Source organism: Silvanigrella paludirubra, from assembly GCF_009208775.1.
GTDB lineage: Bacteria > Bdellovibrionota_B > Oligoflexia > Silvanigrellales > Silvanigrellaceae > Silvanigrella > Silvanigrella paludirubra.
On the sequence record NZ_WFLM01000003.1, the window covers coordinates 155,041 to 174,248 of the forward strand.

General features: G+C 26.7%; 22 protein-coding genes and 1 tRNA gene. 9 read left to right on the forward strand and 14 right to left on the reverse strand.

The features are described from left to right. Positions 1 to 3 precede the first annotated feature (3 nt). From ugpB to GCL60_RS08235, 4 genes are read left to right on the forward strand one after another with little or no spacing between them, the layout of a single operon-like run. Positions 4 to 1,305, forward strand: coding sequence for a sn-glycerol-3-phosphate ABC transporter substrate-binding protein UgpB (gene ugpB / locus GCL60_RS08220; protein WP_153420106.1), 1,302 nt, complete (start codon positions 4 to 6; stop codon positions 1,303 to 1,305). Then, positions 1,306 to 2,187: a sn-glycerol-3-phosphate ABC transporter permease UgpA gene (ugpA, locus tag GCL60_RS08225; protein ID WP_153420107.1), complete on the forward strand. Its 882-nt coding sequence runs from the start codon at positions 1,306 to 1,308 to the stop codon at positions 2,185 to 2,187. Next, positions 2,188 to 3,033 (forward strand): sn-glycerol-3-phosphate ABC transporter permease UgpE, encoded by an 846-nt coding sequence (gene ugpE / locus GCL60_RS08230; protein WP_153420109.1) that lies wholly within the window; start codon positions 2,188 to 2,190, stop codon positions 3,031 to 3,033. It abuts the gene before it with no gap. Between the two features lie 19 nt (positions 3,034 to 3,052). Further along, entirely contained in the window at positions 3,053 to 4,096 is a 1,044-nt protein-coding gene (locus GCL60_RS08235; RefSeq protein ID WP_153420111.1) for an ABC transporter ATP-binding protein, read from the forward strand. Here the strand turns inward: GCL60_RS08235 and GCL60_RS08240 are convergent. Both GCL60_RS08240 and GCL60_RS08245 read right to left on the reverse strand, forming a co-directional pair. Beyond that, complete coding sequence (locus GCL60_RS08240; RefSeq protein ID WP_153420113.1) at positions 4,093 to 4,884, reverse strand: substrate-binding periplasmic protein; 792 nt, start codon at positions 4,882 to 4,884, stop codon at positions 4,093 to 4,095. The genes GCL60_RS08235 and GCL60_RS08240 overlap by 4 nt on opposite strands. Positions 4,885 to 5,052: 168 nt before the next feature. Beyond that, the gene (locus tag GCL60_RS08245; RefSeq protein ID WP_153420115.1) at positions 5,053 to 5,472 is read right to left on the reverse strand and encodes a lectin; all 420 of its coding nucleotides are present in this window, start codon (positions 5,470 to 5,472) and stop codon (positions 5,053 to 5,055) included. Positions 5,473 to 6,513: 1,041 nt separating this feature from the next. On the opposite strand from GCL60_RS08245, the gene GCL60_RS08250 reads away from it, so the two are divergent. Both GCL60_RS08250 and GCL60_RS08255 read left to right on the forward strand, forming a co-directional pair. After that, a complete protein-coding gene (locus tag GCL60_RS08250; protein ID WP_153420117.1) occupies positions 6,514 to 6,879 on the forward strand; it encodes a hypothetical protein in 366 nt (121 codons plus the stop codon). A 135-nt stretch (positions 6,880 to 7,014) separates the two neighbouring features. Beyond that, positions 7,015 to 7,365, forward strand: coding sequence for a hypothetical protein (locus GCL60_RS08255; RefSeq protein WP_153420118.1), 351 nt, complete (start codon positions 7,015 to 7,017; stop codon positions 7,363 to 7,365). A gap of 5 nt (positions 7,366 to 7,370) precedes the next feature. Here the strand turns inward: GCL60_RS08255 and GCL60_RS08260 are convergent, their stop codons facing one another. Next, positions 7,371 to 8,576, reverse strand: a complete 1,206-nt coding sequence (locus GCL60_RS08260; RefSeq protein WP_153420120.1) for a glycosyltransferase — start codon at positions 8,574 to 8,576, stop codon at positions 7,371 to 7,373. After that, positions 8,560 to 9,618, reverse strand: coding sequence for a methyltransferase domain-containing protein (locus tag GCL60_RS08265; protein WP_161998138.1), 1,059 nt, complete (start codon positions 9,616 to 9,618; stop codon positions 8,560 to 8,562). The genes GCL60_RS08260 and GCL60_RS08265 overlap by 17 nt, the downstream gene beginning before the upstream one ends. Positions 9,619 to 9,756: 138 nt before the next feature. Between GCL60_RS08265 and GCL60_RS08270 the strand changes: the two genes are divergently transcribed. After that, positions 9,757 to 9,832 (forward strand) — tRNA-His (locus tag GCL60_RS08270). Positions 9,833 to 9,983: 151 nt separating this feature from the next. Next, the gene (locus GCL60_RS08275; RefSeq protein ID WP_153420124.1) at positions 9,984 to 10,520 is read left to right on the forward strand and encodes a hypothetical protein; all 537 of its coding nucleotides are present in this window, start codon (positions 9,984 to 9,986) and stop codon (positions 10,518 to 10,520) included. Positions 10,521 to 10,527: 7 nt separating this feature from the next. Here GCL60_RS08275 and GCL60_RS08280 read toward each other — a convergent pair whose 3' ends face one another. From GCL60_RS08280 to GCL60_RS08290, 3 genes are all read right to left on the reverse strand, one after another. Further along, positions 10,528 to 10,980, reverse strand: a complete 453-nt coding sequence (locus GCL60_RS08280) for a hypothetical protein (RefSeq protein ID WP_153420126.1) — start codon at positions 10,978 to 10,980, stop codon at positions 10,528 to 10,530. 21 nt (positions 10,981 to 11,001) lie between these two features. After that, on the reverse strand, positions 11,002 to 11,472 hold the full coding sequence (locus tag GCL60_RS08285; RefSeq protein ID WP_153420128.1) for a hypothetical protein: 471 nt from the start codon (positions 11,470 to 11,472) through the stop codon (positions 11,002 to 11,004). A gap of 96 nt (positions 11,473 to 11,568) precedes the next feature. Further along, a complete protein-coding gene (locus GCL60_RS08290) occupies positions 11,569 to 12,048 on the reverse strand; it encodes a hypothetical protein (protein WP_153420130.1) in 480 nt (159 codons plus the stop codon). Between the two features lie 225 nt (positions 12,049 to 12,273). Here GCL60_RS08290 and GCL60_RS08295 point away from each other — a divergent pair, with 225 nt between their 5' ends. Continuing rightward, complete coding sequence (locus GCL60_RS08295; RefSeq protein ID WP_153420132.1) at positions 12,274 to 12,825, forward strand: GNAT family N-acetyltransferase; 552 nt, start codon at positions 12,274 to 12,276, stop codon at positions 12,823 to 12,825. Positions 12,826 to 12,828: 3 nt separating this feature from the next. Here the strand turns inward: GCL60_RS08295 and GCL60_RS08300 are convergent, their stop codons facing one another. The 7 genes from GCL60_RS08300 to GCL60_RS08330 all read right to left on the reverse strand — a co-directional run bounded on the left by GCL60_RS08300 (position 12,829) and on the right by GCL60_RS08330 (position 19,203). After that, positions 12,829 to 13,254 carry a universal stress protein gene (locus GCL60_RS08300; protein WP_153420134.1) on the reverse strand — a complete coding sequence of 142 codons (426 nt, stop codon included), beginning with the start codon at positions 13,252 to 13,254 and terminating at the stop codon, positions 12,829 to 12,831. 142 nt (positions 13,255 to 13,396) lie between these two features. Beyond that, positions 13,397 to 14,902: a redoxin domain-containing protein gene (locus GCL60_RS08305; protein WP_161998139.1), complete on the reverse strand. Its 1,506-nt coding sequence runs from the start codon at positions 14,900 to 14,902 to the stop codon at positions 13,397 to 13,399. Between the two features lie 39 nt (positions 14,903 to 14,941). Then, complete coding sequence (locus GCL60_RS08310; RefSeq protein ID WP_153420138.1) at positions 14,942 to 15,376, reverse strand: hypothetical protein; 435 nt, start codon at positions 15,374 to 15,376, stop codon at positions 14,942 to 14,944. Between the two features lie 44 nt (positions 15,377 to 15,420). Continuing rightward, on the reverse strand, positions 15,421 to 16,161 hold the full coding sequence (locus tag GCL60_RS08315) for an ATP-binding cassette domain-containing protein (protein WP_153420140.1): 741 nt from the start codon (positions 16,159 to 16,161) through the stop codon (positions 15,421 to 15,423). Further along, positions 16,158 to 17,171 (reverse strand): FecCD family ABC transporter permease, encoded by a 1,014-nt coding sequence (locus GCL60_RS08320; protein ID WP_161998140.1) that lies wholly within the window; start codon positions 17,169 to 17,171, stop codon positions 16,158 to 16,160. Before GCL60_RS08320 ends, GCL60_RS08315 begins: the two co-directional genes overlap by 4 nt. A 2-nt stretch (positions 17,172 to 17,173) precedes the next feature. After that, positions 17,174 to 17,992, reverse strand: a complete 819-nt coding sequence (locus GCL60_RS08325; RefSeq protein ID WP_153420143.1) for a helical backbone metal receptor — start codon at positions 17,990 to 17,992, stop codon at positions 17,174 to 17,176. Further along, on the reverse strand, positions 17,989 to 19,203 hold the full coding sequence (locus tag GCL60_RS08330) for an RNA polymerase factor sigma-32 (RefSeq protein ID WP_153420146.1): 1,215 nt from the start codon (positions 19,201 to 19,203) through the stop codon (positions 17,989 to 17,991). Before GCL60_RS08330 ends, GCL60_RS08325 begins: the two co-directional genes overlap by 4 nt. Positions 19,204 to 19,208: the final 5 nt, after the last annotated feature.

Below are 19,208 nucleotides of genomic sequence, written 5' to 3' on the forward strand. Positions count from 1 at the left end.
AAAATGAAGATAATTAATTTAGTTACTTTAAGTTCAGTAATAGGTTTAATATATACAACTGAGGCATTACCTAAAACAGAAATTCAATTTTGGCATGGTTTTTCTGGAGTTACTGCAGAATATTTAAATGTTATTGTCAATGATTTTAACAGCTCACAAAAAGAGTATCACGTGAATGCTGTTCGAAAAGGAACATATCAAGAAACAATGATGGCTGGTATTGCCGCATATCGAGCAAAAAAACAACCTGATATGATCCAAGTATATGAAGTTGGGACAGCGACCATGATGGCTGCAAAAGGAGCAATCATTCCCGTTTCAACTTTAATGAGCGAAAATAATGTTACTTTAAACACCAACGACATTATTCCTGCTGTTAAAGGTTATTATAGCCAAGGAGACACTTTAATCTCTTTTCCATTAAACAGCTCTTCTCCAGTAATGTATTATAATAAAACAATATTTAAAAAAGCGGGGCTTGATCAAAACACACCTCCTAAAACATGGAATGAACTTTTTAAATTTGCTGAAAAAATTAAAAAAACAAACTCTGCTGTATGTGGATTTACGACAACATGGCCCGCATGGATCCAACTTGAAAATTTTAGTGCTTGGCACAATGTTCCGTATGCTTCAAATAATAATGGTATGGAATCTACAAAACCAAAATTACTTTTTAATTCAAAGTTACAAGTTAAACATTGGGAAAATATTCAAAAAGCAAATAAAGAAGGTTACTTTACTTATTATGGTAGAACAACAGAAGCAGAAATGGCATTTACAACTCAAAAGTGTGGAATTTACTTAGATTCTACAGGCTCATATGGTGATGTAAAAGAAGCTAAAGTTAATTTTGGAGTTGCTCAATTACCTTATTATGAAAGCGTAGATGGCGCTCCACAAAATACAATTATTGGTGGCGCGAGTCTTTGGGTATTTAATGGTATTTCAAAAGAAAAACAAAAAGCAGCAGCCATATTTATATCTTATTTAAGCAAACCCGAAGTTATGGCAAAATGGCATCAATCTAGTGGTTATTTACCCGTAACAAATGCCTCATATAATTTTACAAAACAAAGTGGTTTTTATAAAGAAAATTCAGGATATGAAGTAGCCATTTCTGAATTAAATAATAAATCTCCAACAAATAATTCTAAAGGATTAAGAATAGTAGGCTTACCAAATATTCGAAATATTATTGAAGCAAATTTTGAATCTATGCTATCAGATAAAATGACTGCCAAAGTTGCTTTAGATGACGCAGTTGAAAAGGGAAATGCAATCATTAAAAAATCGGGTGAATAAGTGGAAAAACGATCCGGATTTAATTCAAAATTATTACCTTATTTATTTCTTGCACCTCAACTTTTAATCTCTGGCATATTCTTTTTTTGGCCTGCACTTTTAGCGGTATGGCAATCCTTTTTAAAAGAAGATGCCTTTGGACTAAAAACAGAATTTGTTTGGTTTGAAAATTATAAAGAAATTTTTCACGACTCAAACTATTTAAATTCAATTTTTATTACACTAATATTTAGCATTAGTGTTACTTTAATTTGTTTAATTTCTGCATTAATATTAGCAGGGCTTGTCAATAAAATAAAAGCGGGGAAATACATTTACCAAACGTTAATCATTTGTCCTTATGCTGTTGCGCCTGCAATTGCAGGTGTCTTGTGGTATTTTTTATTTAGTCCTTCTATAGGATATATTGCAAATATACTAAATATTTTAGGATTTAACTGGGATCCTAGCTTGAATGGAAATCATGCTTTAATATTAATTATTTTATCCGCAAGTTGGAAACAAATTAGTTATAATTTTTTATTTTACTTAGCCAGTTTACAATCTATACCTAAATCTCTTTTAGAGGCTGCTTCTATAGATGGAGCAACACCTATACGCAGATTTATAGACATCATAATTCCATTAATTTCTCCTACTACTTTTTTCTTATTTATTATGAATTTAATATATACTTTTTTCGATACATTTGGAATTATTTTCACAACTACTCAAGGTGGCCCTGGTTATTCCACTACCAACCTTGTTTATAAAGTTTACGTCGATGGAATCGTAAATTTAAATTTAGGTGGCTCTGCAGCTCAATCTGTTATTCTTATGATTTTTGTTTCTTTAATTACCATTTTACATTTTCGATTTGTTGAAAAAAAGGTGCACTATTAAATGAATGAAAATTTAAAAACATCAAATATAATTCCTCATATCATTTTAATTATTGGAGTTATTGTTGTTGCTTTTCCGATCTACTTTGGATTTATTGCTTCAACACAAAATATAGAAAGTATTTTACACGGAAAATCGGGTATTATTCCTGGAAGTGATTTTGTAAATAATTATTTAGAAATTTTATCTCCAGATAAAAAAATATTACCAGGTATTTCTATTTGGAGATTATTATTAAACAGTTTAATTGTTACATTATTAATAACATTTGGAAAAACAGCAATATCGATCATTTCTGCTTATGCCATTGTTTATTTTAAATTTCCTTTTCAAAAGTTTGCCTTTGCTGTAATTTTTTTAACGTTAATGTTACCAATTGAAGTTCGAATTGTGCCTACTTTTCAAATGGCATCAAACTTAAATTTATTAGATAGTTTTCAAGGTTTATCTGTCCCTTTAATTGCCTCTGCTACAGCTACTTTTTTATTTAGACAGTTTTTTATGTCTATACCGAATGAATTATGTGAAGCAGCAAGAATAGATGGGGCAGGGCCCATACGTTTTTTTTGGGATACGGTACTTCCACTTTCAAAAACAATTATTGCCGCGTTATTTGTAATTTTATTTATATATGGCTGGAATCAATATTTATGGCCTTTATTAATCACAACAAAACAAAGCATGAACACAATAATAATTGCATTAACCCAAATGATTTCTCATGACGGAACAACTCCTTGGCATTTAGTAATGGGTGTCGCAATTATAGCTATGATTCCTCCTATTTGTGTTGTTATTTTAATGCAAAAATGGTTTGTAAAAGGACTGATTGATTCTGAAAAATAATTATAAAAAGGTAAAAAAAATGGCAAAAGTGGTTTTAAAAAATCTAAAAAAATCATATCAAAATCATCATATATTACATAATATCAATTTAGAAATAAATGATGGTGAATTTATTGTTGTATTAGGTCCAAGCGGATGCGGTAAATCAACTATGCTACGAATGGTTGCAGGACTCGAAACGGTTACAGAAGGTGAAATATTAATTGCAAATCAAAATGTTTGTAATTTAGAACCTAAAGATAGAAAAATTGCAATGGTTTTTCAAAATTATGCTTTATACCCACATATGACCGTTTATAAAAATATTGCTTATGGTTTAAAATTGCATAAAGTACCAAAAAATGAAATAGAAAAAAAAGTAAATATTGCTGCTGATATGTTACAACTAAAAGATTTATTAAATAGAAAACCAAATCAGCTAAGTGGTGGACAGCGTCAACGGGTTGCAATGGGAAGAGCAATTGTCAGGGAACCAAATGTATTTTTATTTGATGAACCATTAAGTAACTTAGATGCAAAGCTAAGAACCCAAATGCGATTTGAAATAAAAAATATTCACAGAAAAGTTAAAACAACAAGTATTTATGTTACTCATGACCAAATTGAAGCAATGACATTAGCTGACAGAATTGTATTACTAAACAAAGGTAAAATAGAACAAATTGGAACACCTCTTGAATTATATCACAAACCAGCCTCCGTTTTTGTAGGTGGATTTATTGGAAATCCGCCTATGAATTTTTTACCTGGTGATATCGCAATTAAATATTTAAAAATGAATAACTTAAATTCCAATTTAATTTTAGGATTTCGCCCAGAAAAAATTCAAATATCTGAAGACAACAATTTAAAAAATGATTCTTCGTACATACCATTTATCGTTAACATGTTTGAAAGTATTGGACATGAAAATTTTATCTATGGAAAAATTGAAAATACAGATAATGAAATAATCATTAAATCACCATCTGCTATTATTGCTGAAAATAAAAAAATATTTATTAAAATTCCAGAAAATGAATTTCATTTTTTCAATAAAGAAACAGGAATTAGAATAATTTAATTTTTACTTTTAAAAAATTCTTCAAACATATTTTTATACTCTTTTGAATTTCTGATTTCTTCTATTTTATCCCAAATTAAATTTGAATAATCTTTTTCTTTTTCAAACATTTTTGCAGATAACATTAAATAATAGGACTTTTTTTCTAAAGGAGGTAATATTTTTTTAATTTGATTATTAAGTTCTGATTTTTGTTTAAGAACATAATCGGCTCTATAATCTTGCATAGCTATAGCGCGGTATCTTTTACTTATCAATTTTTCAAATACACCTAAAGGCATTCGGGTCCCATCATCGACCCGAATATTCAATTTTTTTAGAAAATCATTTATGGAGTAACCTGGTAAAGATCCTATGACGTCCACACCATAAATAATATTTCCATCCCATCGAATGGTTTTTTCATCTTTTAAAACATACAATGAATATTCATTTCTATGAAGTCGTTTATTTTCATTTGGTTTTCCCTCTTTTAAACCATTTAGAGTTGGGTATCTTCCAAATTCTAATCTGTCTTCTTTATAACTAGCAGCAAATGCGCCATCAAATACATCTCCTTTTTTTAAGTCTTCTAAACAGCGTTTCCAAGGAACAGGGGTTAAAATAATTTCTGTATTTAATTTAAGAGCAAGTATTTTTATTAAATTTATATTAAGGCCAGTTCCATCTTTCAAAACCCAAGGATATGAGTCTTGATCTTCGTAACAAAATTTTAAAGGACGATTATTTGAAAAGGAAAATTGTGTAAAAAATATACAAAATAATGAAACTGAAAATTTAAATTTCATAAATTTAGCCTTATTAAAAGGAATTTAATCAAAATTTAGTATAGTTTTTTTTATTATAATTTTCAATCTATAATATAGATAAGCAAATAGAACTTTTTTAAATTAATAAATTTTTAAATAATGTGAAATTTTTTATAAAAAAAAGAGCGGTATAAAACCGCTCTTTTATTAGCAGTGTGTCACAGTACCAGAAGACCATAATGGACGTAAGGAATTATAAGCATAGACCACTAAATTTCCATCATCTTGAAGAACTACCCAAGAGCCTTCATGATTATTGGTGCGTGAATTCCAAGTTGGTTTACCAGCATAATTATATGTTACAAAATTACCATCGGCTTGCATAACAGCAAAATAGGTACCTGTATTTTGTGTTTTTGATGACCAAATAGCTTGACCATTTGAACTTCTATAAATAACAAGATTACCATCACTCTGCATATCTAAATGAAAACAACCTCTAGCGGAATCAAGTCTTTGACCTGATGTAATATATTGATTAGGCATAAGTCTATCTAAAGAAAAAGCGCTCATACTTGCAAATAAAGAAACAGCAACGGAACTTAATAACAATGCTTTTTTAAGCATAGAAACTCCTTTATGTTGTTGTGAATGGAGTCTGTAATTTATCTTAAAAAAATTTAATATAAAATATCATGAGTCAAAAAATTGATTACTAATTTTATATAATTAATAATCAAAAATAAATTAAATACACATTTTTTTATAATTTATAATTCTATTTATTATATTTATTGTATTTTAAATATTATTATAAAATATATACTAAATTTCTTTACATTTATAAAAATACAAATATATTTCATTTTTTTAGAATTCATCCAATAATTTTTAGGGTATGATATGTAATTTAAATTACTAAGCACAACATTAATTATACTAGGTATAAATTGATCTATTACAAACTCAGTTTATGCAGAAAGCAAGACAGCACCTCCAAATTTGGAGTGTCATGAGTGCAATGATAAAAAAATTGAACATAATTTCTCTAGCTTTTCAAGTGAAAATGAAATTTTACACTTAAATAAAGATTTTATTTTCTCTGACGTAAACTATTTCTATGAAAAATACTCCAATAAAATAAACCTAAATCATGGAAAAACACTTTCTTTTAAAAGAGAAAAAACTCTAATATTCCATTAAAAATTGAGTTAAATAATGTAAAATTACACGATAAATAAAAATCAAGAATCACAAATATTAAAAAAATTATTGCTACTCATCTTGAAGAAAAAAACGGTATATTAATTCCTAAAAATATTGAATTTATAGAATTTTCATCAAACTATGAATTATTAAAAACAAAAGTTTCTCATGATAGTTTAATTTTAAAAGATTTATATTTAGTTGAGAAAAATTTATATCCTGTTCATATTGAATCTAATAATTAAAAAACTTATTCAAATAAATTGAATAATTAATTTGTAATTAATATAAATAAAATTTCTTATAAAAATATTAAAAAAATAAATAACAAATTAATTCCATTACATTACGAATTAAAAAAACTTAAAAATTCTGATTATAACAAAATCATAGAAAAATAAAATTAATAAAGAATTAAATTCATTAATTCATACATTTAAATATTTTGTAGAAGATTATGAATTGAGTTCTTATGGCGAATATAATGAGAAAAAAGACATATTTAATTCTAGCATAGATTTGTCAAACAATAAAATCTCATTTATTAACGCAAAAATAGAAGCAACTAATTTTTATAATCATGAAGAAAATCTTCTAAAAATAGCTGCACGTATGAATGATTTCGTAAACAAAACAGAAGAAGAATTACATGATAATGAAACTGAGCATTTAGCAGAGTTAGAAAAACAACTTTATAATGTATTAAAGTTATTTCCAATCAAAGAATTAAAGATTCAATTTAATGATATTCATTTTCCTATTAATAAAATATTTAATAATATTTATATTACAAAATTATTTGGAAACAAAAAAATGACGTTTTTTTAAATTTTAAGTTATACTTAAAATTTAAAGGATAAAAATGAAAAATGGTATAATTATTTTAATTATAGTTCAAATATAAAAAATGTTTTTAACTTCTCTTGTAACAGCAATGTTATTTATGAACATTCATTCAAAGAAATGAAATTAGTAGACTCTAACTGCTCATTATTTGGAAAAAATGTATTCAATCAAATTTTCAATTTTATAGCGAAAGAAAGTAAAAAATCTGTAAAATCCGTTAAAAAAGAATTTATTTCTAATATTCAAAAGACAGAAAATGAAATATTGACACCATACAATAAATCTGAAATCAAGAAATTTATACTAAAACCAGAAGGTTTTATTGTATATATGAATCCTAGCGAACCTTTAAAAATATATGATATGAACGCAAATAAATCTCTTGAATATTTTGCAAGCTCAAATTTTAAATTTATTGCAAATCCAAATCCAGAAAATACTAAAAGCTCTATTGCTATGCAAGAATAAATATTTTATTTTTTATCTATAAAATCAATCATATTTTTATAATTATGGGATGAAAATTTTTCTACACCAATATTTTTAGACTTTTCTTTTAAATTACTATATTTTTCATTATCTAAAAATAAACTTAAAGAATTTTCAAGCTTATTCGTTAAACTATTTATATCTCCTGCATTAAAAATAAATTCTGGGAAATCAGAAAAAACTTCTGGTAGCGCGCCCGCATTTGAACTTAAAACAGGAACGCCACTTTGTAAAAATTCTACGCCTACGCGGCAAATAACTTCACTATCAAGACTCGGAATTACTCCGAATGCTGTTATGCTTAATAAATTTTGAATATTAGCTATTTTTTCTTCAATTATAAAAAGTTCTTTATTTTCATTTTTATTCTCTAGATAATATTTAGAATCTATATATTTACCTTCTCCAAAAATATTTAAATATTTTGAATAAATATCTTTAGGATTTACATTAGCATTATATCCAATATATACCATTTGGGTCTTTATGAAATTACCTTTTAAATCTTTAAATTTTGCTTTTAAATAAGCTTCCGTTAAATAGTCATGTCCTTTAACGGGATCAAACCTTCCAATGACAGTAAAAACTAATTTTTTTGCATCTATTGTTGGTAATGACGGATGAATTAAGAAAGAAGAGTTGTTATCATTTACAGGAAAAAGCGATTTTCCATAATAATGAACTATAAATTTATCGTTTTTTAAATTAAATTGTACTCTTTTTTTAACACATTCAGCAGCAAAAATAATTTTATCTGTGATTTTATTATAAATATATTTTGATATAAAATTTGATTTGATATTTTGAGCTTGACCTCTAACCCGAATTAACTTTTTGTCTCTCCAAAAAAAGGGAAAAAGAATTTTAGTTATACAACATAGTGTATGCTCACGACCTTCAAAAACCCAAATATATTTTAAATCTTGTTTATGATTTGATAAAATTTTTATTAACAAAAAAAGACTTTTAAAAAAATTTATGAATGTTTGATTGTGAATTGGTGAATGAACGAAAGGAATATCATATTGGTTGCATTTATCCTTCATAGCTGTACTTCCTACTTCAGCACAGTAAAGAATATTATGATTCGTTTTTACATAAAGCGCAATTTGTAAACTATAATCGGAGACCGCAGAAAACCATGGGTTTGAATTTAAAAATAAATGGGTGATTTTAAATTTGCTGTTCAACTTTGTTCGCCTTACGAAAAATAAGAATAGGGTTTGTTAACAACTCCTGTTTCTTATCTGCTTCTATAATTTTATTCCAGACTAAAAACGGGTTTTCAAACCCATTCACATAGCCTTCATTTTCTAATTTTCCTTCACAGTAAACAAGCTCTAAACCGAATTGTTGAGCTTGTTCTTGAAAGTAGGATAAAGAAAATCCAGGATCCGAAGGATGCATAAGAGCATCGGCAACAGAAGCTGAACCTGGCCCTAAATAACGAAATCTTTCGAAGGTAGATCTAAAAAAACCTATAAAATTAAAAAATTGCCATACTCTTAATTGAAAATATTTAATAACAATATGAAATTTAAATCCTTTTTTCTGTAAAAAAGAATCCCATGTCCCACTATAACGATTTTGAATACGACGTTCTAATTTTCGTCCATGAAAACTATAGATCATAAGTCTTAAAACACCATTTTCATTTAATTTTTGTGAAATTGCCAGAAGGATGCCTGTAGGGTCTGGTTGATGATGTAACACTCCAAAGCATTGAATATAATCAAATTTTCCAATTGCTTTTTCCTTTAAAATCATTTCTGCATTTCCTAAAAGAAACTCGATTTTTTTAAATGTTTTTTGATTCCAAAAAACATTTAAAATAGTATGAAAGGCGAGCTTTTTTTTTGCTTTTTGGATTGCTTTTCTGCTAAGATCCATAGCAATTATTTCGTTTTCTGGATGTAATTTTCTAAAAAGAAGAGGCTCATCGGTTCCACAACCTACTAATAATATTCTTTTTGTATTTGGAAAAATCTCTATCATTTCATTATAAACAGGCAGGAATTCTTCTTTTGATATTTTTATATTTGAATGTTTATACTTGGAGCTTAAAAACCAAATTTTTTCAGCAAGAATTGTCCTTCCCTTAGACAACATCATCAGAAAACCACCATGAGCTGTTAACTGAGCGTCTAATTTAGGAGAAACAAAAATAGGGCGGTTAGGATAAGGGAAAAGGTCATAAAACTGCCTCATTTTCTCAATCTTTAACTGCTCCATTGTTATCCTTCCCTCTAATCGTATTTGCGACAGGTGAAATTCTGTCATAATAACATGAAGATCCCGTAAACTAAAGAGTTTGTTACTCTGTGCTTGACACTCATATATTTGTAAAGTATTGCTTTCAGGCTTGAGATGGTGACTGTAGTCAAGCGGTTAAGACAATGGATTGTGATTCCATCATGCGGGGGTTCGAATCCCCTCAGTCACCCCATTTTAAAGAGCTTCCTAATTATTTAGGAAGCTTTTTTTGTTTTGATCATATTATTTTGTATAAAATAAAAAAATTAATAAATATCTTTAAATATTAAATACTTTAGCCGATAGAAACTTAGAATAAATAAGTTGCGAGGTTTATTGCATATATGGCTCAAATATTTAAAAATCAAAAAAATTTAGAACAGTCTTTAAGAAGAAAAAAACTGGATAAACCAGGAAAACACGCCCTTTTTCTATTATCTTTATTCAATCAAATAGCTTTTACTCAGGAACAAGATTTATCTGTAACCATAAATGGGGAAGAAGTTTTACAAGCTGGACTTATTTCAGACTTAAACCATTTTGATAATTGGAAAAACAAAATGGTATCTTTAGGTATATTTATTCTAAATAATAATGAGGAAAATGTATTTAAACCTTCTTCATTTATATTGAATTATATTTATAAAGAAAGAAATATTCCTATTGGAGTTAATAATAATAAAAATAATTCTGTTTTAGAAGAAAATTTAAAAAATGAAATTAAAAACTTACAAGAAGAAATTTTATTATTAAAAGAAGCATTAAAAGAAACAAATAGAAGAATTGAACGTGCTGCAGAAAGCTGGAAGCTTAGATCAACATTTGTTCTAAAAAAAGAAAACGAAAGACAAGCTTTAAATGCGTTTCCAAAAAGATATTAATTATTTATTAATAAGAATTTATAAATATTCTGACCGAAAAATTCGCTCTTTTTTGATAACACTTAGGACATGAAACTATAGTATCTGTAAATCCTGTTGAAAGAAATTCTGAATTTTCTCCAAAAACTGTCCAATTAGAAAAAAAACCTGTAGCTGGTTGTGCAAGTATATAAGAATTTCCAAAATTTTTAATACATAAACTTTCAATTTCTCTTATTTTATGAATACCACCATTAATTTTAAAATAGTCAATTTCGTAAAAATAATTTGAATCTATTTTTTTTAAAAATTTTTCCCACTTTCCTTCAACACTATATATTTTATCATCAATTTTAAGCCACTCCCATTTCATAGAAAGGGTTGAACAAAATACATCTACTTTAGTGGCATACAAATTATTAAAATAAAATATATTTACTAAAGTTAAATATAATAATATTTTTAATTTTTTTTGATTCATAACTATACCAATTTATAAATATTAATAAATAAACTCAAAAATATTGTTATTTTTTTGAGAAAGTTCATTCACACTCTTATGAAAAGTTTTTATTTTTAAACATCTTATACAGTAATAACTTAAGCTTAAAAAACCTTGCAGTACATTTCTATCATCAATACCAACAGGTAACCATGTTGAAAAAATCCCGCTTGATGCTTGAACATATTGAAAATCAGAGCCAAAACTATGAACACAAAGTTGCTGTATTTCATTCAAATTTAAATTTTTATTATTTAATTTAAAATATCTTGCTATTAACCTATACTCAGAATTTATTTTTTTAGATAAATTTTGCCATTCACCATTTAATTTTAAAATATCATTGTTATAATAAAGCCATTTTGTTTCTTTATTTTTATTAGCACAATAAATATCTGCTGTATCTGCATAAGCCATTAATGAGGAACATAAAACAAAATTAATATAAATTAAAATTTTAATAAATTTCATATTTACATCCTTAAATAAAATTTAAATAACTTAAAATTTTAAAATATTCAAGCAAATTTTATTTAATACTTTTTCCATTTTTATATTTAAGCTATTTTAAAACTCATTAAAATATTTTTCTAAATTAAAATAATCATAAAAATTAATTCTTATTATGCTAAAAGGTTTTAGGTTCCTTGAGCAAAATACACACCTATTATTTAATTCAAATACACCTTTTGCTACAGAATTATTTGACACACCCAAAAGAAACCAATCTGAAAACATACTATCAGCTACTTGAGCAAAAATATAAGATGGACCAAATTTTTTAATACATTCTTTTTGCAAATTTTCTATAAAACTCCAGTCAGCATCTATTTTAAAATATCTTAGGCTTAAATATCTATTATTCGTTATTGACTTGCTGAATAATACCCACTCTCCATTCACAGAAACAATTTGATTATTTGATCTTAGCCATTCCCATTTTTTGTCATTCGTAGCACAAAATACTTCTGTCGTTTCAGCAAAAATACTTTGAAAACAAAATGTATTAATTATAAATAAAATTAGATATATAAATTTTATTTTCATAAAATTTCCTTTTTTATTATTGAATATTATATTTATTTTTTGATTTTCAAAGATTAAATTATATTAAATTAGCCACACGGTCAATTAAATAATTAAAAATTTTGAAATTGCTACCCATTAATCTTAATTTTTTTTAAAATTTAAAAATGTCAAAAATATTTTTGGCATTTAAAAAATTTTTATTTATAATAAATAAAGAATAAAGAAAATATTAAGGATTTTATTATGAATAGTTTAGTTACAATTCAATCAAAAAGAATTACATTAAGATCTTTAAAAATTGAAGATTATTTACAAATATTTGAATATTCAAAAAATTTAAATGTTACAAAATTTCTAAATTGGGATTATCACAAAAATACAGAAGAAACAATTGATTATTTAAATAGAATTATATCATTATATAAATATTTTCCTACAAGTAATTTAGCAATTTTGTTAAATGAAAGTGAAACTGAATCTGAGAAAATAATTGGAACTATTGGACTCCTTCCTAAAAATCCTAAATTACCAAATCAATATGAACTAGGATTTGTATTAGGAGAAAATTGGTGGGGCAAAGGATACGCTTATGAAGCTGCAAATACGTTAATATCATTTACAAATAAAAATTTTAAAATAGAAAAAATTTTAGCTTATTGTGCCACTCAAAATATATTTAGTTTTAGACTATTGGAAAAGCTTGGGATGAAAAGAGAAGGAATAATAAAAAAACATATTTTGAAAAATGGGGATTTTTTAGACTCTTATCTTTATTCGTTACAAAATATTAAATAATATTTAATTTAATATTAAAACATCGCTATGAATTTTATTCGCAATATAATTCGCTGTAGAACCTAGCATTCCAATAAAAGAATGGTGATGGCCAGCAATTATAACCAAATCAATATTTAATTCTTTAGCAAAAGCAACAATACCCTCTTTAGGATCAGCAAAAAAAACATGAATATTTTGCTTTTCTACATTAAGATCCGCAACAAGTTTATTCATTTTTTGTTCAGCATCTTGAATGGCTTCTTTTTCAAGATCAATATTTACAGGATAGTAGTATCCATGAACAGGAATAGATGCAACTGGACTTACGGCATGACAGATATGTACTTCCGCATTAAAAGCACTTGAAAGAGGAATTGCTTTTTGAAATGACTTAATACTCGCTTCTGAAAAATCAGTACATATTAATATTTTTTTATATGCAGACATAAATCCGTTCCTTTATCTAAGATAGTAAAAACTTATTCATGGAATAAGAAATAAAATCATTCATTATTTTATATTTTTTTTATAAATTATTCAAGATAATAATAAGATATTAAAATAACAATTTCATTTATATAATAACATTTTAAACTAAATTTACATTTAAATTATTTTTTGGGTAGTCTGTTATTCTTGCAAATGGTCCTTCAAAAATTTGTTTTACTAATGTAACATTTGAAGAATCTATATCTTCTTTTTGTGATATATCATTTTCATGAATAATAAGGATACGATGAGAGTTTGTATCCGTTATAATTAAATTTCCGTTGAACCAAGTAATACCAGATGGTTCATTTAAACGTTCAGATAAAGGAACTGTCCCTAAATAATCCTTGCCTACAGAATAAATTCTCATCGCATTATTATAAGAATCAAGTATATATAAATTTTGTGAGGTAGGACTCCATGCACAACTTAATGGGTGCTGCATTTTAGCTTCTGCACCAAGTCCATCTGAAAAACCAAAATCAAAAAGACCTCCACCAACAAGACTAACTATCATTGTTTTTCCTGTTTCATTCCAATTTTTAATAATAAGTCTGATAGAACTTGTCTCACTATCCGTAAAAGCTAGGACAGTATCAGAAACGGCAGAAACTCCTGATGGCTCAGCCAAAGCAGCAAACGAGGCGGGTCCATCTAATAGATCTTCTCGACCTGACCCAGCAATATGTGAAACAGAATCGTCTTTAACTATATATTGAACAATTTGATTGCTTCCAGAGCATGAAATAGCAAGATGATTTCCCCACACACAAACATCAGCTGGACAATTTAACGGAGCTAGTTTTGCATCATATTCAGAGCGGGCTTCAAATAAACCTTTTTCCCCTTTACCAGCAAGTACTCTATATTTTCTTTGGGGTTTGCCCTCTAAATCAAAGGCAATAACACGATGATGTCCAGAATCACAAACGATGAGCTCTTCTTTCCAAATACAACATCCTAAAGGTGATGAAAGAATTCCTTCACCAAATGATGTTACAAATTTTCCTTCATAATTTAATTGAACAATTCTATTATTAAATGTATCCGAAACAAAATAAAATACATTTGAATTTATTTCTGTTGCCACTGCTTTTGTAGGATATCTAAAATTAAATTTATCATCAATTGTTCCCCAGTTACTTAATTGAACTTGTGGTAAATTTTTATTTATAATTAAAGATGAAATTTGTTCCTTTAAAAAATCATATTTATTTTCACCAGTAACTGAATTAAATATTTTACCTTCACAATCAATTATCACAAAAGTAGGCCAATTTCGTATAGCAAACTTTTTTGAAATTTGCATGTCTTCATCAACAATAACTGGGTGATTTATATTTAATCTATGGCAGGCTTCTTTTACATTATTAAAATCTTGTTCATGAAAGAATTTAGCGTTTTGAACTCCAATTACGACTAATCCTTTTTTACTAAATTCGTCTTCTAATTTTTTTAATTCAGCTAATACTTCTAGACAGTTTACACTACAAAAAGTCCAAAAGTGTAATAAAATAGGATGACCTTTAAAGTGTTCTAAGCTTAAAGAAAATTCCGAATTTATCCACTTAAACTCTGGAGGAAACTCTGGAGCATTTACCGGCATCATGGCACCCATAATAGTAAAGGTGAAATTAAAGCATTTTTACTTTGTTCTGATTTGACCAAATAAGCCTCTAATTAAATTATAATCCATTTTTAAACCAGAAATTCCTTTTTTTCTAAATATATTGAAAATTTTTGGCAAAAAAATGACAAACATGATTAAACCAATTATTAATAGAAATAAAAATCCTAATATAATAAAGGGAAGTAACAATATAATTTTTAAAATTGATGGCTTTTTTAATTTGATATTAGAATTATTTCCAAAGGAATAATAGAAAGATTTAAATTTTTGTTGTTGATTTTCAGATGAATAAAATTCTTGCTCTGAAAAATGATATTCATTCACTTTTTTTATACTATTACTTTGATTTTCATTGATATTAGAATTTGAATTATTTGTTTGAGTACTATCTTCATTAACAAACTCAGCGTCAATAATATCATTTTTTTTATTTAAATTATTTTCATTCACTAATAATTCCTTTCAATAATTGGATTTGAGAATAAAAATATTTTTTATTCTAATGAATTTCGAATTCCATATAATTTTTGTACGATATTTGACCTCCAAAAAAAATCAGAATCCGAATTCCAAACCCATAAACCGTCACTTAATGCACATATTTTATTTGCAATCTCTCTAGCAAAAAATAGGTCATGTGAAGTGATAAAAATGATTGATTGATTTTCACGAGCGTATAATTTACATTTATAAATTAAATCGTGCTTGTGTCTTGCGTCTAAATCACTTTCAGGCTCATCTAAAAAAAGTACTTTTGCTTTACTAGCCCATATTCTGGCCAATTGTACTCTTTTCCACTCACCACCACTTAAATCAACCAATTCTGTATTTTTTAAGTGCATTAAGTCAAAATCTCTCAAAATGTTATCATAGTCAATAGAAAGCTCATTTGATAAATAACTAGTATTCCTATTTAAAAAATCGCTCAAAGATATAAACTCAATAACGTTAAAATTTTCAGGTCGAATAAGCTGCTGTGGTAACCAAGAGATTGATTTCCTATTTTTATGACTTTTTAATAAGTCATCCTGAGATTTTAATAATGAGACTTGACCATAACTTGGCTCCAATAAACCTGCGCAAACCTTCAACAAAGTACTTTTACCAGCACCATTATTACCAAGCAAACAAATGATATCTCCACCGGTAAACTCAAAACTTACGTTTCGAAATAATATTTTACCGCTTTTTACAGCATAAGCAAGATCTAAAGACTTTAAGAAAATAGGAGTCATATTTTATGCCTATTTAAAAGAATAAAAGAGAGCATAGGAGCTCCTAAAATTGCTGTAAAAATGCCAACAGATAGTTGAGCTGGTGAAAATAAAGACCTAGATAAAGTATCTGCATTTACTAGAACAATAGCACCTAAAATCATGCAAATAATTATTTCAAAATATGATGAAAATCTATGAATTTTTCGAATGATATGTGGAATAATTAAACCAATAAAAGCAATAATTCCAGATGTTGATACTGCTAATGAAATAAGAATACAAATCATTAAAATTGAGTTGTTTCTTAATTTTACAGGATTTATTCCCATAGATTTTGCAAAATCATCTCCAAATAACATATAATCATAAAATTTTGATTTTTTTAGAATATAGTATATTGGGTATATTGACAACGTAACTATAAATAATAAAGGATAAATTGATATTGGCTGTAAAGACCCCATTAAAAAATTATGAATTTCAGATAACTGTTCAGGCTTTGCAAGAGAAAATATCAACATTAATATAGATGAAAAAAAAGAATTAATAATAATTCCTATTACAGGAAAAATATAATCATCATTTAAGTTTTTTATATTTTTTCTAGCTAAAATTAAAATTATAAATGAAAACATACATCCAATAAATGCAAATATAGATTGTATTGGAAAAAGTATTGTTAAAGGAAGACTCGAAATTATAGGCAAAGAATTAAAAATGAAAAATAAAGACGCAAAACACGAACCACCAGATGATATTCCTAAAATAAAAGGATCTGCTAATGGATTTCTTAACAGTTTTTGTAAAATATATCCACACAAAGCTAAAATAGCGCCTATAATTGCTGCTTGTATTAAACCATTCATTCTCAATTCTAAAATTTTTAGGTATAAATCATTGTTAGTTTGAATTAAATTTGAACTAAAAATATTTATGTCTGTAGAACCAAAATAGATACTTAAAAATGAAGAAACTAAAAAAATTAAAATATAGATAATAAAAATTTTAAAAGAAAAATCTTTTTTCAATGTTATATACTTTCAATAAAATGAATTCCTTCAACAATTCGAGGTCCTGGTCTTACTAGAACATCTTTAGGTAATATTTCTATATCAATTTTTTTAGTATCTTCTCCATAAATTTGTTGGATTTTTTGTTTTTGTATTTCTAAACTTTCCTGTTTAGTTTTACCTTCAATACCACCTACTAAAATCAAATCTGGTCTGTTTTTTAATAAAAATTCATTTGAAATTATAGGATACTTAATTACACTTTTTCCAACAATATTTTTAAGTCCTGATAGTTTAAATAATTCACCTAGCCAAGTTTCTTCACTTACGGAATAAATAGGATTAAATTGTAATATCAGTAAAAATGATTTATTTTTTTTCTTACCATTTGAAATTTTTTGCAAAGATTTTTCAATACTACTAGATAGCTCTTTTCCTTTTTCTGTTACTCCTAGGTTATTCGCAATAGTTTGAATTATTATTGGTATATCGGTAGCTTTTTGAGGTTTTACTTGAACTATTTTTATTCCTTTTGTTTTTAGAGCATTTAATTTTTCCATTGGATTACCTTCAGTTGCTAAAATAATATTTGTTCCTGAAGAAATGATTCTTTCCATATTTGGATTATTAAAATTACCTACTTTATATACTTTTTTTGCTTGTTCTGGATAGTCACATAAAATTGTATTTCCAACTAATTGATTGCCAAGTCCAAGTGCATATACAATTTCTGTAAGATTAGGTGCTAATGAAACAATTTTTTGATTTTTATTTGCTGATGCTTTTGAAATAATTATAAAATTAAAAAAAACAAAAATATAAATAAAAAATATTTTCACCGATTTATTCCTGCTGCAATAATTCTATCTTTAATTTTTTTTATAACTCGTGCTTCAAGCTGCCTTGCTCTTTCTCTAGTAATACCATATTTATCACCAACATCTTGAAGAGTAATAGGGTCATCAGACATAATTCTATTGTGAAAAATATATGCATCTCTTTCATTTAATTCTTTTTCAATAAATGAAACTTCTTTTCGTAATATTTTTAATAGTTGCTCTTTTTCATAAGTAACATCAGCTTCTTCGGAATCAGAAAATAACAAATCAACTTGTCTTGTATCATTATCTTCACCAACAGGAGTATCTAAAGAAACATCATTTTTAGTTAATCGTTGTTGCATTTCAACAACATCTTGTGGTTGTACACCAATTTTTTCAGCTAACAAATTAGCATCAAATTTTTGAGTTAAAGCATATAATTTTTCAGCTTCGCCTCTAAGTCTGAAAAATAATTTTCTTTGAGCATCGGTAGTTCCCATTCTTACAAGACTTTTATTGTCCATTAAAAATTTTAAAATATAAGCTCTAATCCACCATGCACTATATGTTGATAACTTAACACCTCTATAAGGATTAAAACGATTTACAGCTTGAACTAAACCTGCATTACCTTCTTGTATTAAATCTAATATTTGTGAATAAGCTCTTCTATATTCCATAGCTATTTTCACTACAAGTCTTAAATTAGAGGTAACAAGACGATTTCTTGATTCAATATCATGCTCTTCATAAGCTTTTATTGCGACTTCTTTTTCTTGCTCTCTTGTCATTAAGGAATATTTACGAAGTTCGGCAAGATATTTTTGTAAAGCGTTTGTAGTTATTAAACCATTTTCTTTAGCACCAATTTCAATTGTATCATCAAGGTCAACATCATCATCTTCATCGGACTCTTCTTCACGAAGGGCAGGAAGTATATCGCTGTCATCTAAAATAACTTCGGTTTCAGAGTCTTTATAATTATCTATATCTATTATATCTTGTCGTTCTTTTGAAGATTCTTCTGTATAATCATCTTCATCTAAAACTTCTGCATCAAGTAGATCTGTTTTTTTTGATTTGGAGTTCAGATTTGTTTTTATATTGTTGTTTTTTAATTTCTGTTTGCTCTGTCCAGAAACTCGAACAAAAGATTTTTTATTTGTTTTATTTGAATCATCTGTTTGCTTTTCTTCGTCAGTTATCACAATCTCTTTCTTACGAGTCATAGGGC